The sequence below is a fragment of the Paenibacillus sp. FSL R7-0198 genome, assembly GCF_038000415.1.
GTDB lineage: Bacteria > Bacillota > Bacilli > Paenibacillales > Paenibacillaceae > Paenibacillus.
Window position 1 is genome coordinate 180,245 of the sequence record NZ_JBBOCB010000002.1, and the last position, 19,477, is coordinate 199,721.

A 19,477-nucleotide genomic window follows, 5' to 3' on the forward strand; every position below is an offset into this window, starting at 1 on the left:
AAAAAGAACGGCAGGAACATGGTTATCCAGTCCCTGCCGTTCACGGCCTTATCTTTTCAATGACCGGTTGTTATACCCGATGTTACTGTGCAACAGGTGTAATCTCGTCAGCATAGAACATCTCGTCACTGCGTGGCGCGAAGTTCACTTTAGCATTTGTTCCGTAGACACCTTCCATTTGGTACAGATATACCGCTGGGCGTTCTTCAGAGAAGATCTGTTGTACTTGCTGATACTCTTTCTCACGAGACGCAGGGTCCATGTTCACCAATGCCGATTGAAGCAGTTTCTCTACTTCAGGATTGTTGTAATCCGACTCGCCTTTTGCTTCTTCCAACATATAACGATTGTAGTTGTTCGAAGCATCGAACAAGGAGTTACCAATACCAATCATGAAGATTTCTTTGAATGATTTGGAGCTGTAACGTTCACTGAATGCACTTGCTTCCAGGACATCCAGGTTGATTTTGAATCCGGCTTGTTCCAGCATCGCTGCAACAACTTCAGCCTGTTCTTTGTACTGTGCGGAAACGGAGATGGTCATCTCGGCTTCACCTTCCGCATAGCCAGCTTCTTGCAGCAACTGCTTGGCTTTTTCTTGATCATAAAGTGACGTTTTGTACAATGAAGGATCAGCACCGAAGTTGCCTGGTGTTACGGATGTGCGGGTTACGATACCTGCTCCGCCGGCAATGCTGTCCACGATTCCTTGTTTGTCGATAGCCAGGTCAATCGCTTCACGTACTTTCGGATCAGCCGTGATGCTGCCTTCTGTCTGACGGAAGATCAACTGAAGCACACGTTGGATTGGTGCTTTGACAATCTTCTTGTCTGCTTCGCCTTCGATCCGGGCAATGTCCGTGGACGGAATGGAAGACGCCACATCTACACCACCAGCAAGCAATTCGGATACACGTGTGGAGGCTTCAGGAATAACACGGAACACCACTTCATTCCATTTTGGTTCACCGTCGAAGTAGTTCTCGTTTTTCACCAGTTCCACACGATCATCTTTGGTCCATTTACTGAATTTATAAGGGCCTGTGCCTACCGGTTGTTTCAGGAAAGCATCGAATCCTTTATCCGCAATATATTTTGCTGGCAGAATGCCTGCTCCCATTTTGGACAGACGATTCAGGAGCAACGGATCTGGACCATCCGTGATAATATCTACGGTATAGTCATCCACAGCTTTAACCTCTACAATATTTTTGAAATAACTGTTTTGTTTCAGTGTCTCGTCCTTGGCTACGCGCTCCAGCGTGTATTTTACATCTGCTGAAGTGAATGGATCGCCATTGTGGAAGGTAACACCTTCACGCAGCTTAAATCTCCACGTTGTATCATCGACTTGATCCCATGATGTCGCAAGTCCCGCAACTTTTTTCTGTTCACTGTCATTTTTGATCAGATAATCAAAAACGTTGACCAGAACGGCCTCACTAGAGGTATTGTTGTTGTTGTGCGGATCAAAACTCTCGATATCGGTTGCCGCAGCAACGGTCAGTGTTGTACTTGCGCTTCCACTGCCTGTTCCTTCTGTTGCGGAACCATCATTCGTGCTTGTCGTTTTTCCTCCGCAAGCGCTGAGTACCATTACGACTGCCAGTAACGTGATCCATAAGCCTGTCCATTGTCTTTTTTTCATTGTGATTGCTCCCCCTCAGAAGTTGTATTCCTTGCCAAAAATTCAAGTGCTACTGCAGACAACATGCCCACACCATATGGCATTGCTGTCTCATCGAGATCAAACATTGGATGGTGGAGCGGATAACGAGTACGTTCCTCATCATTCCCAGATCCTAGTCTGAAAAACACACCCGGAATCTGTTCACAATAAAACGCAAAGTCCTCGCCCCCTGTGGAAGGTTTGATATAGCTCCATCCCTTCTGCGCATTAACCTGATCACAGGTTTCTGTCAGCAGGTCAACCATGCCGAGATCATTCACGACAACAGGATATCCATCACCGTAGACGACTTCGCATCCTGCTCCAAAAGATTCGCAGACCCCTTTGACAACCTGCTCGATCAAAGCTGGCATCCGCTCACGAATGGCAGGTGAGAGTGTACGAACCGTACCGATCATCTCAACTTCCGGGGCGATGGCTGTTCCCATATAACCTCCGGTGATTTTACCAATCGTGACTACTGCCGGTTCAAGTGGATCAACCATCCGACTGACGATATTTTGCAAGGCGGTGATGACCTGAGCGGATACCGCGATTGCGTCAATGCCCTCATGGGGACGAGCTGCGTGGCCACCCTTGCCAAACACCTTGATAATCAAGGGATCAGCTGATGCAAAAGCAACGCCCTGACTTACACCCAAGGTTCCCGTGTCCTGTCCAGGTGTCATGTGTAATCCTGCGATGGCATCAACCTTCGGATTCTCCAGAACACCGTCCTGGATCATGGCTCTTGCACCTGCAAGTCCCTCTTCTGCTGGTTGGAAAATGAATTTGATGTTACCTGATTTCGGTCTTCCAAGGCCAGTAAGCAATTGAGCGACTCCCATAAGGATGGAGGTGTGAGCGTCATGTCCGCACAGATGCGCTTTGCCTTCCACTTGCGAGCGGTATTCCACCGCTTTTTGATCCTGGATTGGCAGGGCATCCATGTCTGCGCGCAAGGCAAAGGTTGGTCCATCGCTCTCTCCGCGAAGCAGGCCTGTAACCCCGGTCTTTCCAACATTGCGTGTAACTTCGAGTCCCAGGCTTTCCAGATGCTCAGCTACGATAGCGGATGTACGATGCTCCTCGTAACCAATCTCCGGATGCCGATGCAGATCTCTGCGCCAGGCGCTTAACTGGGCTTGTAGTGGCTGAGCCAGCTGTATCAGTTCTGAACGATTCATTCGCTGTCATTCCCTTCATTTTTGTCCGATTCAGAAACCAAACGGGCATAGATTGCATCCGCCGAGAATTCGATATGCCTTTTCATCGTCTCCTTAGACTTGATGCTATCATGGGCTTTCAATGCTTCAAGAATCTCCATATGTACACCGTGATTGACGGTACGTATTCTGTCATCATAAGGCATCAAGTCGAGAGCCGGATTAATTTTCGTCCGAATCTGTCTGACGGCTCTCTCACAGTATGGATTCCCCGAAGCCTTGGCGATGGTCAGATGAAATTTCACATCCAGCGCCCTGAACCATTCCCTTGTGCAGTCTGGCTCTATACTTTGCTCCATGTAACCCTCAAGCAGCTCCAGTTCGCCTGCGGTGATCCGCTCAGCAGCGAGAAAAGCTCCCTCCGGCTCGATGATGGTTCGATATTCAAACACCTTCAGCATCTGTGACCAGTCCCGTTTAATTTCTTCTCTGGTCCGTTTATGCGAATTGGCTGTCAGAGGCAGTACAAATGTTCCACCTTTGGCACCCACCCTTTTCTCAATCAAACCTTTCTCTTCCAGTGAAGAGAGTGCCTCGCGAACGGTAATGCGGCTTACGTTAAAAATCTCTGCCAGATCTCGCTCGGCTGGAAGCTGTTCTTCACTCATTAATTCTTTCAAAATAATGGCTTCTTCCAGTTGTTCTCTAATGAATTCACTAACTTTTTTGGTAGATACTTTCTCAAAACGAAATGAAAACGTACTGGACATCTAAACACTCCGATCTGTATATGGTCTAGACCTTATACCATTAATATAATTCCGACTAAACTTATATGCAATACTTTTTTTCAAGTAAATTCAACTTTTTTTCTAACCACCTCCAAATTGAACCATTTTGGCACAAAAAAGATGCATCTGCACGCAGCAGATACATCTTCCCTTTAATTGATTTACACCGTTCACTACGATGACAGAACAACCTTCCGATCGCTGTTATCCCCGGATTTCTTTGAAGCCCTTTTGAAAGGGGAAAATCCGGGGATAAAGGCGAACGCTCCGCTTCTTCAGGTTCTTTCTGTCCTCTCCGTTTTGTGTAAATGTTTAGTTCCTGTCCTCTACAGTTTCTTGTTAGCAAAGGGTCTGAAATCCTCTGTAACCGCAAGTTTTTTGCTTCCCTCCAGGTAAAAGCTGTCATCCGCTCTCCAGGTATGACTCTTTTTGTTCTGTCTGCGGTGATAGACATAATTGTAAGGAGAGGTCGCGTACGCTTTGAATCCTCTTTTCCTGCATTGTCTCAGGAAGGTCACATCTTCCCCTATGGAACGGTCCGTAAAGCGGACTTTTTTCAAGATCTCTCTTTTGAATAAAATAGTGCCCCCTTGTACAAATTCAACCGGTTTATTTTTTTCAGCGGGAGATCTGACCAACAGTGTCTTGGACGCACCCAAGTAGACCAGGCACGAATGTTTGCCCACAATATCACTTTTGGTCCGTCTAAGTTCTCTCACCTGCTCTGTCAAATAATACGGCGAATAGTAGTCATCATCATCAAATTTCGCAATCAACGAAAAGCGAGCCCTTGTCATGCCAGCGTTCAAGCTTTGTCCTAGCGAAATGCTCTCAGGAACTTGATATACATGAACATTGGCAAGATTCCGAACCCGGTTTTGGTATAATGCCAGATTCATACGGTCATGATTCAGGACAATGATCAGTTCTTTGCTTTTGTAATGCTGTCGACTGTAATTTTGCAGAATGTTTTCAAAAAATTGCGGCCGATTGGTACATACCACAATGGAAACACCATGACTCGTTTTGTGTTTAGTCACGACATACCCTCTTTTCAGCTTATTTTTCTCTCATCATATGTGCCGAAATAGAGTCTGGTATGGACCAATAGCTATGGCGTGTCTCAAAACTCGCTGAATTTACCAAAACACCAAAAAACCCTCTATCCCCAAATAACAGGACAAAGGGTTCTGTAATCTATTCTTTTCAGTATGTTCTATGCTTCGCTAGCGTTATTCAAGTATACAGCCTTGCCAGTGCGAGCAGATTCATAAAGTGCTTCCAGGATCTGAGATACAACCAGCGCTTGTTTTGGTGTAACGACTGGTTCCTGATCGTTCTCAATCGCTTCAATCCACTTTCTCATCTCAACGTCCGGTGCGCTCTCGCTCTTACCATCATAGAAAGCCACCCCGCCTGCACTCAGTTCAATCTCATTCGTGTATAGACGGCTAAATTTCTCACCATTGATGCGCAGTCCGTTCTTCATATCCGCACCCGCTTCGCTGCCACTCAAGCTACATTTCGCCTCATCCACATCCAGTGAGTTCAGTGCCCAACTGGATTCCAGCATAATCGTTGCGCCATTCTCCATCACAATCATGCCGAAGGCCGAGTCCTCTACAGAGAATTGTTTTGGGTCCCACGGGCCCCAGGCATTGGCCGCATTTTCACGTTGCGAAAGCTCATGATAGGTCGTACCCAGCACAACTTTTGGTTGATAGTTATCCATCATCCAGAGCGTCAGATCGAGTGCGTGCGTACCAATGTCAATCAACGGGCCGCCACCTTGTTTCTCCTCATCCAGGAAAACACCCCATGTTGGTACTGCTCTACGTCTAATCGCATGTGCTTTGGCAAAATAAATATTACCCAGGTCACCCGCTTCGCACACCTTCTTCAAATACTGACTGTCTTCTCTGAAACGGTTGTTGTATCCGATGGTCAATTTCTTGCCGGTACGTTCTGCCGCTTCCAGCATGAGCTGTGCTTCAGCAGATGTCTTCGCCATTGGCTTTTCACACATCACGTGTTTGCCTGCCTCCAGAGCAGCAATGGAAATCTCGGCATGAGAAATATTCGGCGTTAGCACATGCACAATATCCAAAGACTCATCCTTGAGCAATTCCTGATAATCCGTGTAGACTTCGGCTTCAGTAGTGCCATATTTCTGTTTGGCTTCATCCGCACGTTCCTGAACGATATCGCAGAAAGCCACCAGTTCAACATTATCCAGTTTACTCAGACTCGGCAGATGTTTGCCATTCGCGATTCCCCCACAGCCAATAATTCCGATACGATATACTTTACTCATATATATTCACCCTCACTTAAGTATTGGTTGTTTCATTTTACGAAAAGCCGACGGGGTCATCCCCAGCCGTTTGCGAAATACAGCATGCAAATAGTTGGCATTATTGAAGCCTGAAGCGAGAGCAATCTGTTCGATAGATACGTTACTTTCCTCCAGATTACGGCACACAGCGCGCAGACGAATATCCTCCAGTACGCGGCTGAACGGCATCTCCGGCTGTACTTGATAGAAGATTCGCTGCAATTGTCTGCTGCTGATATGAAGTTTCTCAGCTACATGCTCCAGCGTGACCACGGTAGGGTGATTCGCCTCCATATACTGCACTGCATACTCATAGCGATATACCGACATATCCCGCACAGGGGCTTCCGGTCGATTCCCCCCGGTGTCGTATGCTCGCACGGTTTTGAGTAATATGCTGATGACCAGTTGCTTGATCGATGTATAATAACCTAACAATTTCTGATCACATGCCTCGTAGGCTTCCAAAAAACAATGCATCGCCCGATGATAATCATTCACCGGAGTAAGCGGAAGCGTTCTCAGCTTTTCAATCGTTTCCTCGGATTCAGCAGCTTCCCAGGGATCGACATGTTCTCTTGGCTTGTGAACGATATCCACATGAAGACATAATTCATCCATGTCCTCTTTGGCATCAGCCTCCTGGTAATGAACGACACCCGGTCCAGTCAAATAAAGCATACCTTCCGAGAGTGCATGTGTCTGATCATCGAGAATAACTTTGCCTTTACCTCTCGGGATAAAATGAAACTCAAACTCCGCATGATTATGGAAATCCACAACTCGGCCCGCTGGAAAAGAAGTCAGATGAAATCGCATCACGCGAATCTCATAATGTCCCCAAACCATTAGAATATCCAGTCTCTCCAGGAGATCCTGCCGTTCAAGCATTTTCTCATAAGGATACAGGCTCAAGATTGCACACCTCCTTAATAAAACCTAACCCTTCAACTCATTGAGAGCTATTCTACGTTCTTCCTTGGCAGAGAGATTCGCAGCTTCCATCAAACGGGTCAGCTCCATAGCGATCTGCACGTTTTCAGTTGCATCCGTATCATTCTGTATATGTGCAACCCACTGATTGAATGCGCTTTCTCTTTTGTCTGCTAAAGGAAGTTCAGTCCAGTCATTATATTTCCCCTGTGCTGCTTTTGTACGAATCAATAACTTGTCATCAGGTGTTCCATACAGAAGTGTACCTTCCGTACCATGAACCTCAATCGTAAACGGAGAATGGCTGTTCACAAAACCAGCTTCAACAACGCCGACTGCTCCGGAATCCGTAAACAAGGTTGCAACTGCATTATCTTCCACTTCTTTGCCTGTAATGTATCCGAAGTTCGCATTAACCGCTGTTACTTCCTGACCCAAAAACAGTTTGGCCAGATACATTGGATGGCACCCCAGATCAATCAGTGCACCGCCCTGACAATCCTTCAGATCATAGAAGTGTTCAGGCAACCAGTTCGAGATCGCTCCATCATGCGATAAACGCGCTCTAACATAAGTCACTTTGCCAAGTAATCCTTGGTTAAGTACATCCTGAATCGTTAGCGTATACCCTGCATTCAGACGAGGTAAGGAGACCGTCATTTTAACCTTGTTTGCCTTTACCTCATTAAGGATTCTGTTGGATTCCGCCTGTGTCGACGCAATAACTTTCTCCGTGAAGATGTGTTTACCTGCTTTTGCAGCAGCGGTGATCACTTCTTCATGGATGCGGGTTGGCGCATCTACAATAACGGCATCGATGTCATCCTTGGCCAGCATATCTTCAAGCGAAGCATAGAATGGTACGTTTAAGCGTTCAGCCGCTTCCTGCCCCCGCTTGGCATCTTCATCCCACACAGCGGCGATGACTGTATCCTCATGTTCTTGTGCCTGCTTGATGTAATCCCATGCGTGAACATGCCACAAGCTAATTTTCCCAATTCGAATGGTCACTGTTGTCTTACCTCCATACTATATAATATTCTGACATTTATCTATAAGTTATCATAGACTTAATCTATTTTTAATAGAAACTCACGACAATAAATGTATAAAATCACGACATGTTTAACTTCTTCTATTCATTCATATAAAACCTCAAAGGATTCTTGATGACGATCACTCCTCTTCTATCCATCTTTTTCTCGAAACGCAAAAAAGCGAAACTCCGCAAAAGAATTTCACTTTAGATATCAGTTAAGAAAAAAATCTTAGAAAATTAAGGGCTACAGCGTACAGTTTCACCGTTTAATAAATTAACTTTTTGATCATTAATTGAAATGGTATGGTTATCAACCCATTCCAAGTCTACCTGATCCGTCTTTCCCTCATAATAAAATACTCTTTTAAACCAAAGCGGGCCTTTCAATTCCCCCATAACGCCAAACGATCCCATGGCTCCAGCGTCAGTTTTATAGAAACTTATTGTATAGTGCTTATCTGGTGAATGTGTAGTCGTAAGTAATTGTTTGTACCCAGAAAATATCGATGTAAATGACAAAGCACCCAAAAGGATGAAGATCAATGCTAAGGATAGAACCGTTGAGATCCAACTTCTTACCTTCGTAGACTTGTTCGATGTATCTTTAAAACCAAGTATGGCTAGAGCCAGTCCTAAAATAGAAAGAATTAGTATTACATAGGTTGGAGGACTAACTAGCCATTTATTATTCATATGAGAATATAGTGAGTACATCGAAACAAAGTACAAAATCAGGACTAAAAACAAAGCAATCCAGCTCATTTTTTTCACTAAAATTGAACCCCCTCTTCCCACAAATAGATTACACTTAGTGAACCTAAATGTGTCACCCATCTCCATCCCTGAATAAATACAGAATTAAATATTATGTATGAAAAGCCACCAAAATCATTCATTTTAGATAGAATACTCGTTTATTGATCAATCATCACAAAATCTACTGAATAATTCATATGTTCACTTACTCATCACTTTTTTTACATACTTTTCTGCCTTGTAATCTTTTCGAACCTCATGTAGCGTATTGCTATTCGATTCCGACCAGGATTCAAGTATCATCCTCGGTTCCCCTTCAATGATGTCACGCGCCTCAATAATATCACCGTCTCTAAAAGCCTCAATCACATGAATTAAGTCAGTTCGATCAATCAACTTTACAAAGTTAATACCAGCTAATGTCTCACACGACTCTGTGAAGTGGGATGAAGTAATTACGATTGCTTTCTTAGCCTTGTAATATCTCATGCAAGAAAACACCTCTTGTACAGCGCTGATGCCGACCGGATACTCTATTGAGTATCGCTTTGCTTGAATGACATTTCTAACACCTTCCCGATCAGTGAAAACTACGTCTGCACCAAAATCGCGACTTCCTAACGTTTTGTAGACTCCTGAATAACCCAACTCCATTAACAATCTGTACAAGTACATCTCGAAGCCAGAGCCATCCTCCATCCTGTCTATATCAGCAATAGTAATCGCTTTTAAGTCGTAATTCTCCTTAAAGAGTACCGCTGATTTCTTTTGTTTACGTGTCAAACTCAGAATCCAAAGGCTAAGTGCAACAATCACTACAACGATGAATACAAATAAAATATAGATCATTAGTCTACCTCCATTACAACAAACTAGAGCACAATAATACCACATTTTTCTATATTGGAGATAAAACGAAATAGATATCCACTTTTTAAAGAACGTGTTTTAACGAAAACTAAAAAACGCCACAATTGGTGAAGTGACGTTTAGCTCTAAGGATTAATGGCTTATAATATAGTGTTTAAGGAGAATTTAATTTATTTTTTTATTGGATTCGTTAACAGCATAAAATTATTAATGAAGCCCTCTTTTTGAAGAAATATGGCTTCAACTTGTTGCGTTTTCAAATCATAGAAATAAATCCCTCGTTCCTGATTTTCTTTTGCTTGTGTATTTTCTCCGAGGAAATAGAAACCCTGCCCGTCTTTGGACAAAAACAATTCACTGCTGGCCTTAATGGGAAGATCAATTTCGTTTCTTTCTCCTGTTTTAATATTAACCATACTATATTTAATTGGATACTTGTTGATATGCTTTGCAGTGGCAATTAGAATTTGGTCTCCCCTTGTTGATAAGGTTAAAATTTGTTCCTCCGTTAGTTCAATAACCTTGCGTGTCTGTTTAGAGATTGGATCTATCTCAATAATCGTATGGTTTGGAGGAACCATCGGTGTTTGCGTTTTATTGGACTCCTCCATATGATTATATTGATCCTCTTCTGAATATTGGATGGCATAGGATTTTCTTGTTTCTGGATCATAAGAAATATCCCATGTTGTTGTATCCGAATCATTGTCATTCAATATGGTCATTTCTTGAGTTTCTTTATCAAAGAACATAACTTTGACAGGCCGTTCTCCGTTCTTAACAGCAGCCATAACCAATGTATGATCAACGGTATCCGGAATTATCGAATTGATTGCAAATAAGTCGGAGCTTAATTGCTGGGTGATCTGTGTTTTTATATCATAGGAAAACAATTCGTCACCCTTATCTTTTCCAGATCCCGAGTAGTATATGGTGTCTTCTGCTAAGGAAGCCACTGTTAAGGGATATTGAGAGTTATAGGGTAAATCAGCTAATTTAGTTAGATTCTTAGAGAGGATATCATATGTGTATACTCTCATTACCATTCCATCATTGGTATCTTTTCCATTAACATACTCGGTGTTTGTAATTGAAAGATATTCATGAGTTTGTGGACCTATGGTTTGCATATCAGTGGGGTTCACTTTTTCAATTGTTGGTTTTTCGGAACTACATCCCCCAATGAAGAGAATTAGGGTAATTATGACTGGAATATATTTTGTGATTGAAAAATTTTTTTTCATGATTCATCATCCTTTTCATTAAGAAGATAGGATAAGGAGGCGAATATATCGCCCCCTTTATAATAATCTTATAAATTAAAATGTATAGAAGTATCTTCCTTTAAACGATAGGGAGGAAGACCATTTTAGGTCAAAAAGTTCTACTCCAGTTTTCCAAATATCTAATGTCGCGTCTGGAAGTGCTCCATTATCTCTCTTAGTTACATTCGCAAATACATTATTATCCAAATTCCGCGCATCCAAAACTTGCTCATATTTAGGATTATCTATATCCCCTCTTGTTGCTGCATCACCTTTTTTCAGAGTGTTACTGTTTTCGCCAGTTGTATCAGTAAAATTAGTGAATCGTCCCTCACCAAGAACAGTGCTCGTTGTAATTGTAATTTTATTATTGTTATCTCCATAAGTATAGGTTCCCGCTGCTTTTCTAGTGCCCCTTGGTAGGGCTTTATAAGCAGCTAATGCGAAGTCGTTCCCTTGAGGGAAAACAAACTCCTTTATGTAACCCTCGCCATCGTATATAACTTTCAAACCTGGCTGTGGAAGAGGGTTCTCAACTTTATATACAGGCAAGTTTTTTGCTTCTGCTTTTATTTTTTCAATGAATTCTTCTTCAATTTTTAATTTATCAAGATCTACTTTTTGTGTGACACTCTTTGTTGTTTGACCTTGATAGACGGAAGGGATATTTACTGGTTCACCCTTTTCCAAAATAACCATCTGATTGGATCCGTCATACTCTAATATTGTTCCCGCCTGCATTCTGGTAGGAATTTTACTAACGGATTCTTCTGCATATGCGAAAGAAGCGACACTACCAACAAATAAGGATGCTGTAACTAATAAAGCTGATACCACTTTTTTCATTTTTATATCTCCCTCTCAATTATTAAATATATTTGAAAGCTGGCCAGCTATTCAAAACTCTCTATTATGGGAAATAAGTATTTATATAGAATATAATATATTCTTTTACAAATTAAGTCAATAAATAAAATATTAATTAGTTGATTGTACAAAATAACCTATATCAAGTAAAAAAGCCGCTATATAGCGGCTTTTACTTGCTGAATTTCTTGACTCCCCCCCCTGTCCACAATAACGTGAACAGGAGGTTTCTATAATTATGATGTTCAATAATCAACTCAACGTAACGCGTACCCTTGTGTAACAATTTTGTACCCCGATACCATCTGGCTGTGCCCCTCCAACGTGTCCTTAACCCGTTCCAGCACATCGCTCTCATAGACGGAAGCACATTCGAATCCAGTTTGTACATTCAACTCAACAGGTTCGGAGTTTAGATTATACCAGCGAGCAATCAAATCTCCGGTTTCCTCTGCGATCTTCAATGTGGAGAAGGCCAGTGACGAACCTTGTGCATTCCACGCCAGCCATTGCTTCGACAGAGGCAGCTCCACCTTGTGCGCATCAGCTCCGGCATGACTTTCTCGCTCAAACGTGCGTGCTAGTGCCCCTAGCTGTAAAGTCGTCCACGGAATCGGATACACGTATGCGGATGCACATGCACCTGACTGTGCCGCATCGCCTGCAAATGGAATAATCGCATATTCCACGCTCTGAGGTCCCAGACATTGGGCTTCCGGTGTTTCAAACACACCCCAATCTCCCAGTTCCGAAGAGGCACGCAGCAGCGTAACCGCAATCTTACTGCCCTCTTCACGCTGTAAAATCTCGTATTCATTCAGCCCTTTGTTTGCAATCATCAAGCCATGAGCACCATCGGTCACATGTACAAACGCTTGCTGATGCTGCGCATTACTCGGATTCACCCATTCTTTGGCCGGTGTATTGGAACGTTTGGCGATTTCAAAAATAGAATCCGCATAATGATCCTCTGTCAGCAGTCCTGATGGAAAGAGTGCGCGCAGTCGATGATCCTTGGCCTGATTGTTGAATTCAGACTTTACCTTGACCATATTACTGCCTGCTTCCAATGTATACGTTGTCGTAATCACAAGCGGAACGGTGTTCTTAACTCGCTGCGCCTTTCGTTCTGTAAAAGGAACCATTTGGCGTTTTTCAAGTTCGAAAAGTTCATCTGCTTCAGCAGGAATATCCCAGCGTAATACACTTTCCATAACTGCACGATACGGAGACTGCTCCACAATCCGCAGGTCTGCCTTCAGATGCTCCGTGGTCAGCGTTGTCTCTCCCTCAGGTTGACGGTAGACATATTCATTGCCGATATCACCGGTATTCTCATATGAATTCAACCCCCTGTAAACAGCACCAGAGACTTTATCTTCAATCGTTGCCGTACCATTCTCTTCAACCGTCACCCGCAAATGACCGTTCTCCATCATCATTCCCTGAACCAGGATGAGTTCGCTCGTATCGGGCACTTCAGCAATCTCAGCAATCTCTGCTGGCTTCTCTACTGGAATGAGAGCATATGTCTTATAACCCAGCGAAGGTACATCCACCGCCTGGAAAGTAACTCTTACTTTACGAGCCATATAAGGCTGTCGGAAGCGATCTTTCGGAAGTTCATAACCAAAATGTGCGCCCATATCAGTGAGTTCTGCCGAATACACGTGTCCATCCGAATCGACCAGCTGGTACGCTGGCAGTGCATCTTTTTCCACCTTCTGCGCAAGTGCCTGGGGATTAGGCCCTTCTGGGAAAAAAGCTTTGTCTACAATCAGGTCCATCTCAATGATTCCATTTCGATTCCATCCACTCGTGTTGAACACAGTGAACAGCACTGCTTCCTCTCCCCAAGCCTCAGCAGGTTGCACACGGATGGACTCAGCAATCGCCTGCGCGCTCTGGGAAACCAATTTCTCTGCAAGCTGTCTGCTCTTGGCAAAGCGGGTCACCATCTCACGGTGAACCTCATCCACACTGCATCCGCAGATGCTATCATGTGGGTGGTTCTGCATCAGCATCTTCCAAGCATGCGTCAACAGGTGGTGCGGATAATCTTTCACCCCGGCCATATGCGCCATGGCGGCCAGTGGTTCGGCTACTTTTTCAAGCAACGTCTGCCCCTGCTGGTTCAACTGTTTCAGATAAACTCGTGCGGATGCCGTATTCACCAGTGTTCCCCAACCATCCGTGTGCTGACTGCGAAGTTCGCCCTCAATGGTCGCCAGATGCTCAGGGACATCCTTCGTAACCGCCTCAATGTAATCGTCAAAATTGGAGTGGATAAATTCCACATCAGGATACAAAGCCGCTGCCGTACGTAATGCCTCGGGCAGGTCCGTCTGGATCGGCTGGTGATCACAACCATTCATGAACAACAGATGTGGGGTCGAGGCAAACTTCTCGGCATCTTCCAGATTTTTATCCCAATACGCTCGGGCTTTCTCTGAATCAACCGGAACTTCCATCCCATTACAGTACCAATTCGCGAACAAAATGCCGAGTACTTCCGAACCATCCGGCGAACGCCAGATCATCTCGGAATATGGAGATTCGTAACTGTCTGCATCAACCACCGCATTATTGAATCCCGTAGGCTTTACCCCACGCCCAAAAATCGCGTTATGAATGTCCGCCTGTTGCAGAATCTGCGGTGCCTGTCCCATATTTCCGAATGAGTCTGGGAAGTATCCTGTCTTGGATATCACACCTAAAGGTCGAGCATCACGATGACCGATGAGCAGATTACGCAAGTTGGCCTCGCTGCTGGTCAGAAACTCATCCTGTAACACATACCATGGGCCAAAATGAATACGTCCTTCACGAATATAACGGTCGAGCCTCTCCTGTTGTTCGGGCCGAACCTGCAAATAATCTTCACGAATAATCGTCTGCCCATCCAGATGAAAATAACGATATTTCGGGTCCTGATCAAGCGTGTCCAGCAGTTTATCCATCAGCTCAATGAGCAGTACGTGATGGTGTTCATAAGGCATATACCATTCGCGGTCCCAATGGGTGTGCGAGATGAGATGTGCCGTCTTTTTGGTTGTCATGTTGCGTACCTCCTGTCATTAACCTTTGGTTGCCCCGCCCATGCTGAAGCCCTTGGACATGTAACGCTGGGAGAAAATATATAACACAACCGAAGGCATTGTATAAAGTAGTGAAAATGCAGCCAATCTGCCGTATTCAACCATGCCGTGGCTGCCGAAGAATTGATAGATCGTGACCGATGCCGGAAGTTTCTCCGGTGTCTGGAGCAGGATGTATGGCACGAAGAAGTTGCCCCAACTTCCCGAAAAGGTAAATATCGCTATCGTTGCAATACCCGGCAACATCAATGGCGCTACAATTCGTCTCAATCCGTTCCATACGGACGCACCGTCAATCCATGCCGATTCTTCCAGATCAATCGGCACCGAATCCATGAAGTTTTTCATCATCCAGATGCCGTACGGAAGTGAGGATGCCGTCAGGAACAGCATCGTGGCAATGATGCTATTTTGCATTTTGAAGAACAGAAACATCTGAAATACCGGAACCATCACGGCAGTAATCGGAAGAGCTGTCATGAACAGAATGGATAACAAGAAGCTTTTTTTGAATCTCATTTCGTAACGGGATAAAGGATACGCAGCAAGCACCGATACCAGAACAACCAATATCGCTTGCCCTCCCGACAGAATCAAGCCTACACCGAATGAACGAAGATTGCTCGAATCCCCAAGTACATCCTTGAAATTTTGAATGGTCCAGGTACTGGGCATTTTGATGCCCTGCTGCGCGTTCGGGTCAAATGAAGCCAGAATGATCCAGAGCAACGGCAATAAAAAACAGAGCCCTAGAAAAACTAAAATGCCGTACTGGATTTTGCGTTGAAGCCCATGTTTGACCATAGGGATCGAACCTCCTTCATGGTTACACTTTCACTTTCATGGATCGCATGTAGAACAGGCTGGCGATAATACCGATGAACAACAGAACCAACGAGATGGCTGTGCCGTATCCAAACTGATAGTTCACAAAGGCCTGGTTATACATGAAGATCGGTAAGGTTTGTGTTGAAGTACCCGGGCCACCACCGGTCATCGTATAGATCAGCGTGAACACACCCAACGTCTGTAGGGTAACCAACATCATGTTGGTCACGATGGACCCTTTTACCATTGGAATCGTAATATGTCTGACAATCTGGAACCCGGTGGCACTGTCAATAATTGCAGCTTCTTCAACTTCCTTCGGGATATCATCCAGTGCCGACTGATAGACCATCATCGAAAAGGCCGTTCCGTGCCAGATATTTGCGATGATGACACTCACCATAGGGAAACTGAACAACCAGGAGACTGGATTTGCCCCAAACCAGCCGAGAATCTGATTCAATGAACCATTGTCACTGAAAAAGGCCACCATACAGAATGCCACAACAATCTCTGGTGTCACCCAACCGGCAATGACGATGATCCCGATGACCCGGCGGAACGTCACATTTTTCTCCTTCATTAGAAGTGCCAGAATGAACCCAAGCAATACCTGACCAATCACTGCGGAGAAGATGAGAAAGACCAGCGTACGCCAGACACTAATGCGGAAGTCCGGATCATGGAACATATTAATGAAATTCTGGAATCCAACAAACTCCAAACTCTTGGCTGCCGCCCCAGTCAGAGCCATGTTCGTAAAGGCAAAGCAGATCGTCAGAATGATGGGAACAATGAAAAACACAAGTAATAACAGTACGGAAGGCATTAGAAACAGAAATGAACCTGGTGCTTTCCTTTTCATAAGTCACTCTCCATTCGAACCGGAAAAAGGGGAGATCGTCCCTCCCCCTCCGAATATATCGATATCCTTATTTCTCTTCGATGCTGTCCGCGCCAAGGGAACGGGATACGTTGTCCTTCAATTGCGTAATTCCCTGTTCCGGCGTCAGCTTACCAGAGGCAATACTCTCAACAATGCTTTGCAATTGTGCCGATACCGCTGCATATTGATCGTTCGCTGGACGGAAGTGGGCCACATTCAAAAGTTCCTGTGCTTCTTTGGTATATGGACGATCCGTATAACCTTCAACTTCCGTGGAATCATTACGTGGACTGAGGCTGCCTTCCGCTACTACACGAGCAGTCGCATTTTCCTTATTCATCAGGAACTCGATAAATTTCCAAGCCTCTTCCTTGTTTTTCGCCTGTGCAGGAACAGACCAAGCCCATCCTCCAGACATCGTAGTTGCTCCAGGTTCTTCCCCATTTTGTGTTGGGAATGGTGCAAAACCTATTTTCTCTTCAACGTTGGCGATTGGAGCAGCGCAGTTCTCGGCCCATGTCGAACCTGCCCAGCTACCATCTACAGCCATTGCCAGTTTGTCTTGCGGGAACTGTTGCTGGAAAGCAATACTGCCAGCTTGTCCATTCAGGGCAACCTGCATGGTCGGACCTGTTTTATCCGTGTTAAACACTTGATCTATGAATTTGAAGGAATCCAGCAGCCCCGGGCTGTTAACGACCCATTTCTTGGTGGTGTCGTCGTACAGCGTATCCGCCGTACCATAGAGCAGCATTTCCAGCGTTTGCATGGTGACACCTTCACCGTTTGCTTTGCCCACGATCATATTAAGCGGTGTCACACCTGGCAGTTTTTGCTTGATGGTACGTGCTGCTTCGAGTACTTCTGCCCAACTTGCAGGTTTGAATGGAACTTCAAGTCCCGCCTGTTGAAACAGTTCCTTGTTGTACCAGATCCCGCGTGTATCCGAGGTAGCCGGAACGCCATACACTTTGCCGTCTTCGCCGGTAACCCCCGCCTTCAGGTTATCGATAATATGTTCTTTCCAATCGGGCCATCCCTGAACCTGTGTATCCAGCGGCTCCAGATATCCCGCAGCAGCATCGGATTTGATGATGGATGTATCTTCGGCAATAACATCAGGCGCCGTGTCAGGCGATTTCATCTGTAAAACCATTTTGGACGTATAATCACCCTCACTTGCCAATACAGGCGCAATGTTGATTTTGATATCAGGGTTTTCTTTCTCAAATTGATCCACCAAACCTGATTGGAAGAATTTCGTAAGTGTATCTTCAGATCCTGAAGAACGGAACGATACGGTTACTTCCTTCTTGCCATCACTGGTTGTGCCTGTGCTTGAGCTTCCGCCCGAACAGGCTGTAGTTAGAATAAGTAAGGATGTCATAACTGCTGCTACCGGCATTTTCAATGATATTTTTCTCATGGTTCGCTCTCCTCTTGTCGGAATTCAACGAACTCCGAACGTTATGATGTACTCGCAGGTTCTCTCTTGCTTTCCTATCCTATTTCTGTACGCGGAATCCGCAATAATCCATAATCAGTTCACTAAAGAGCATGTTGGACCATGAAAACCATGGACGTGTATATTCACGTGGATCGTTGGCCGAAAAGCCTTCATGGGTCAGTCCGGTATCCGCATCCGTCTTATGGATAAGCTGAAGCAATCGTAGTTTTTCGTTGCGATCCCCTGTAGTCAGCCCCTGCATCGATAACGCGATATGCCAGATGTACCCTTCCGGTGTATGCGGACTACCGATTCCCGCTGCAGCTGTTCCCTCATAAAAATACGGGTTGTTCGTGGATAAAATGAAACGGCGTGTATTCTGATACACCTCGTCGTTCTCATCCACATATCCGAGATAAGGTAAAGACAGCAGGCTCGGCACATTGGCATCATCCATCAGATTGTGATTGCCCATCCCATCCGTTTCGTATGCATATATGGTTCCATATTCGGGATGTTCAACGGTGCCGTAATCCTGAATACCTTTGTTGATCTGTTCCTCCAACTGCTTAGCAGTCGCTGCCAGCGTTTCATCCTCGAACACCGCTTCAGCAATTTCCTGTAGATATCGAAGCGCCACAACGGCGAACATATTGGATGGAATCAGATAACCATATTCACAGCGATCGTCGCTGGGACGGAATCCCGACCAAGTCATGCCGGTGTAGGCTGTTTCAGTACCTCGTCCCTCTCGGCTGAGCGTATCGGTTTCAGGAGCATCCAGACGTTGGAACGTGTAGGGTGATTTCGTCTCATGATGCTGTTCCACTTGCCATAACTGCATGATGACCTGGGCTGCTTTGCGGAACGTATCATTGAATTGAGTTGTTCTTCCCGTGTTCTTCCACAGGAGATAACTGAGCTGAATCGGATAAGCCAGAGAGTCGATCTCATACTTCCTTTCCCAGATCCAATCATTCATCTGCGTCAGATCTTCCTGATGTCCTTTCCCACTCTCCGTCTCATTAAAAGCGTTTGCATAAGGGTCCAGCAGAATATAATTCAGTTGACGTTCAACCAATCCAGCGATCATGTCGGCGATATCTTCATCCTCTGAAGCGAGAACCAGATAAGGTCTGACCTGAGCAGCAGAATCACGTAACCACATGGCAGGGATATCTCCCGTAATCACAAAAGTTGTGCCATCTTCTTTGCGCTGAATTGTGGTCGCCATTGTATTGGTAAAACAGTTTTTGAACATTTGGTTAAGTTCCGGATAATCCGGCATACGTTTGTTAACCCGATCAATCATGTCGTATATCGAGGGGGAAATTTCTTGATCATCTCTGGGTGTCAGCATGTTGTCCTCCTTATGTAATCCAATTTGTTAACCGCTTTCATCATCCTAAAACGAATATAATGTTATGTCAATATATTTATTTGTATATTAGCATGTTATTTTAATTTCACCGCACTAAATAGTATACCAATTAAGGTAATGTGTCCCTTTTTATCCACAACAAAAAG

The 19,477-nt window shown here is 44.7% G+C and carries 16 protein-coding genes; all 16 read right to left on the reverse strand.

Annotated features, from left to right (window positions below; genetic code table 11):
• Window positions 1–82: 82 nt before the first annotated feature.
• On the reverse strand, window positions 83–1,648 hold the full coding sequence (locus tag MKY87_RS30395; protein ID WP_340967751.1) for an ABC transporter substrate-binding protein: 1,566 nt from the start codon (window positions 1,646–1,648) through the stop codon (window positions 83–85).
• Window positions 1,645–2,856: a M20 metallopeptidase family protein gene (locus MKY87_RS30400; protein ID WP_340967752.1), complete on the reverse strand. Its 1,212-nt coding sequence runs from the start codon at window positions 2,854–2,856 to the stop codon at window positions 1,645–1,647. Before MKY87_RS30400 ends, MKY87_RS30395 begins: the two co-directional genes overlap by 4 nt.
• Window positions 2,853–3,605: a FadR/GntR family transcriptional regulator gene (locus MKY87_RS30405; protein WP_036670784.1), complete on the reverse strand. Its 753-nt coding sequence runs from the start codon at window positions 3,603–3,605 to the stop codon at window positions 2,853–2,855. The genes MKY87_RS30400 and MKY87_RS30405 overlap by 4 nt, the downstream gene beginning before the upstream one ends.
• A gap of 347 nt (window positions 3,606–3,952) precedes the next feature.
• On the reverse strand, window positions 3,953–4,666 hold the full coding sequence (locus MKY87_RS30410) for a glycosyltransferase (protein WP_339784051.1): 714 nt from the start codon (window positions 4,664–4,666) through the stop codon (window positions 3,953–3,955).
• Between the two features lie 176 nt (window positions 4,667–4,842).
• Entirely contained in the window at window positions 4,843–5,940 is a 1,098-nt protein-coding gene (locus MKY87_RS30415; RefSeq protein ID WP_062834239.1) for a Gfo/Idh/MocA family protein, read from the reverse strand.
• Window positions 5,941–5,952: 12 nt separating this feature from the next.
• Complete coding sequence (locus MKY87_RS30420) at window positions 5,953–6,876, reverse strand: helix-turn-helix domain-containing protein (RefSeq protein ID WP_240767998.1); 924 nt, start codon at window positions 6,874–6,876, stop codon at window positions 5,953–5,955.
• Window positions 6,877–6,900: 24 nt separating this feature from the next.
• Window positions 6,901–7,905 carry a Gfo/Idh/MocA family protein gene (locus MKY87_RS30425; RefSeq protein ID WP_339784052.1) on the reverse strand — a complete coding sequence of 335 codons (1,005 nt, stop codon included), beginning with the start codon at window positions 7,903–7,905 and terminating at the stop codon, window positions 6,901–6,903.
• Window positions 7,906–8,170: 265 nt separating this feature from the next.
• Window positions 8,171–8,695 (reverse strand): DUF5412 family protein, encoded by a 525-nt coding sequence (locus MKY87_RS30430; RefSeq protein WP_340967793.1) that lies wholly within the window; start codon window positions 8,693–8,695, stop codon window positions 8,171–8,173.
• A gap of 195 nt (window positions 8,696–8,890) precedes the next feature.
• Window positions 8,891–9,538: a restriction endonuclease gene (locus MKY87_RS30435; protein WP_339784053.1), complete on the reverse strand. Its 648-nt coding sequence runs from the start codon at window positions 9,536–9,538 to the stop codon at window positions 8,891–8,893.
• Between the two features lie 191 nt (window positions 9,539–9,729).
• Entirely contained in the window at window positions 9,730–10,803 is a 1,074-nt protein-coding gene (locus tag MKY87_RS30440) for a hypothetical protein (protein WP_339784054.1), read from the reverse strand.
• Window positions 10,804–10,878: 75 nt separating this feature from the next.
• Window positions 10,879–11,670 (reverse strand): hypothetical protein, encoded by a 792-nt coding sequence (locus tag MKY87_RS30445; RefSeq protein ID WP_340967754.1) that lies wholly within the window; start codon window positions 11,668–11,670, stop codon window positions 10,879–10,881.
• A gap of 278 nt (window positions 11,671–11,948) precedes the next feature.
• On the reverse strand, window positions 11,949–14,750 hold the full coding sequence (locus tag MKY87_RS30450) for an alpha-mannosidase (protein WP_340967755.1): 2,802 nt from the start codon (window positions 14,748–14,750) through the stop codon (window positions 11,949–11,951).
• An 18-nt stretch (window positions 14,751–14,768) separates the two neighbouring features.
• Window positions 14,769–15,593 (reverse strand): carbohydrate ABC transporter permease, encoded by an 825-nt coding sequence (locus MKY87_RS30455; RefSeq protein WP_076211825.1) that lies wholly within the window; start codon window positions 15,591–15,593, stop codon window positions 14,769–14,771.
• Between the two features lie 22 nt (window positions 15,594–15,615).
• Window positions 15,616–16,482: a carbohydrate ABC transporter permease gene (locus tag MKY87_RS30460; protein WP_036608294.1), complete on the reverse strand. Its 867-nt coding sequence runs from the start codon at window positions 16,480–16,482 to the stop codon at window positions 15,616–15,618.
• A 67-nt stretch (window positions 16,483–16,549) separates the two neighbouring features.
• Entirely contained in the window at window positions 16,550–17,929 is a 1,380-nt protein-coding gene (locus MKY87_RS30465; RefSeq protein ID WP_340967756.1) for an extracellular solute-binding protein, read from the reverse strand.
• Between the two features lie 79 nt (window positions 17,930–18,008).
• Window positions 18,009–19,310: a glycoside hydrolase family 125 protein gene (locus MKY87_RS30470; protein ID WP_340967757.1), complete on the reverse strand. Its 1,302-nt coding sequence runs from the start codon at window positions 19,308–19,310 to the stop codon at window positions 18,009–18,011.
• Window positions 19,311–19,477 lie beyond the last annotated feature (167 nt).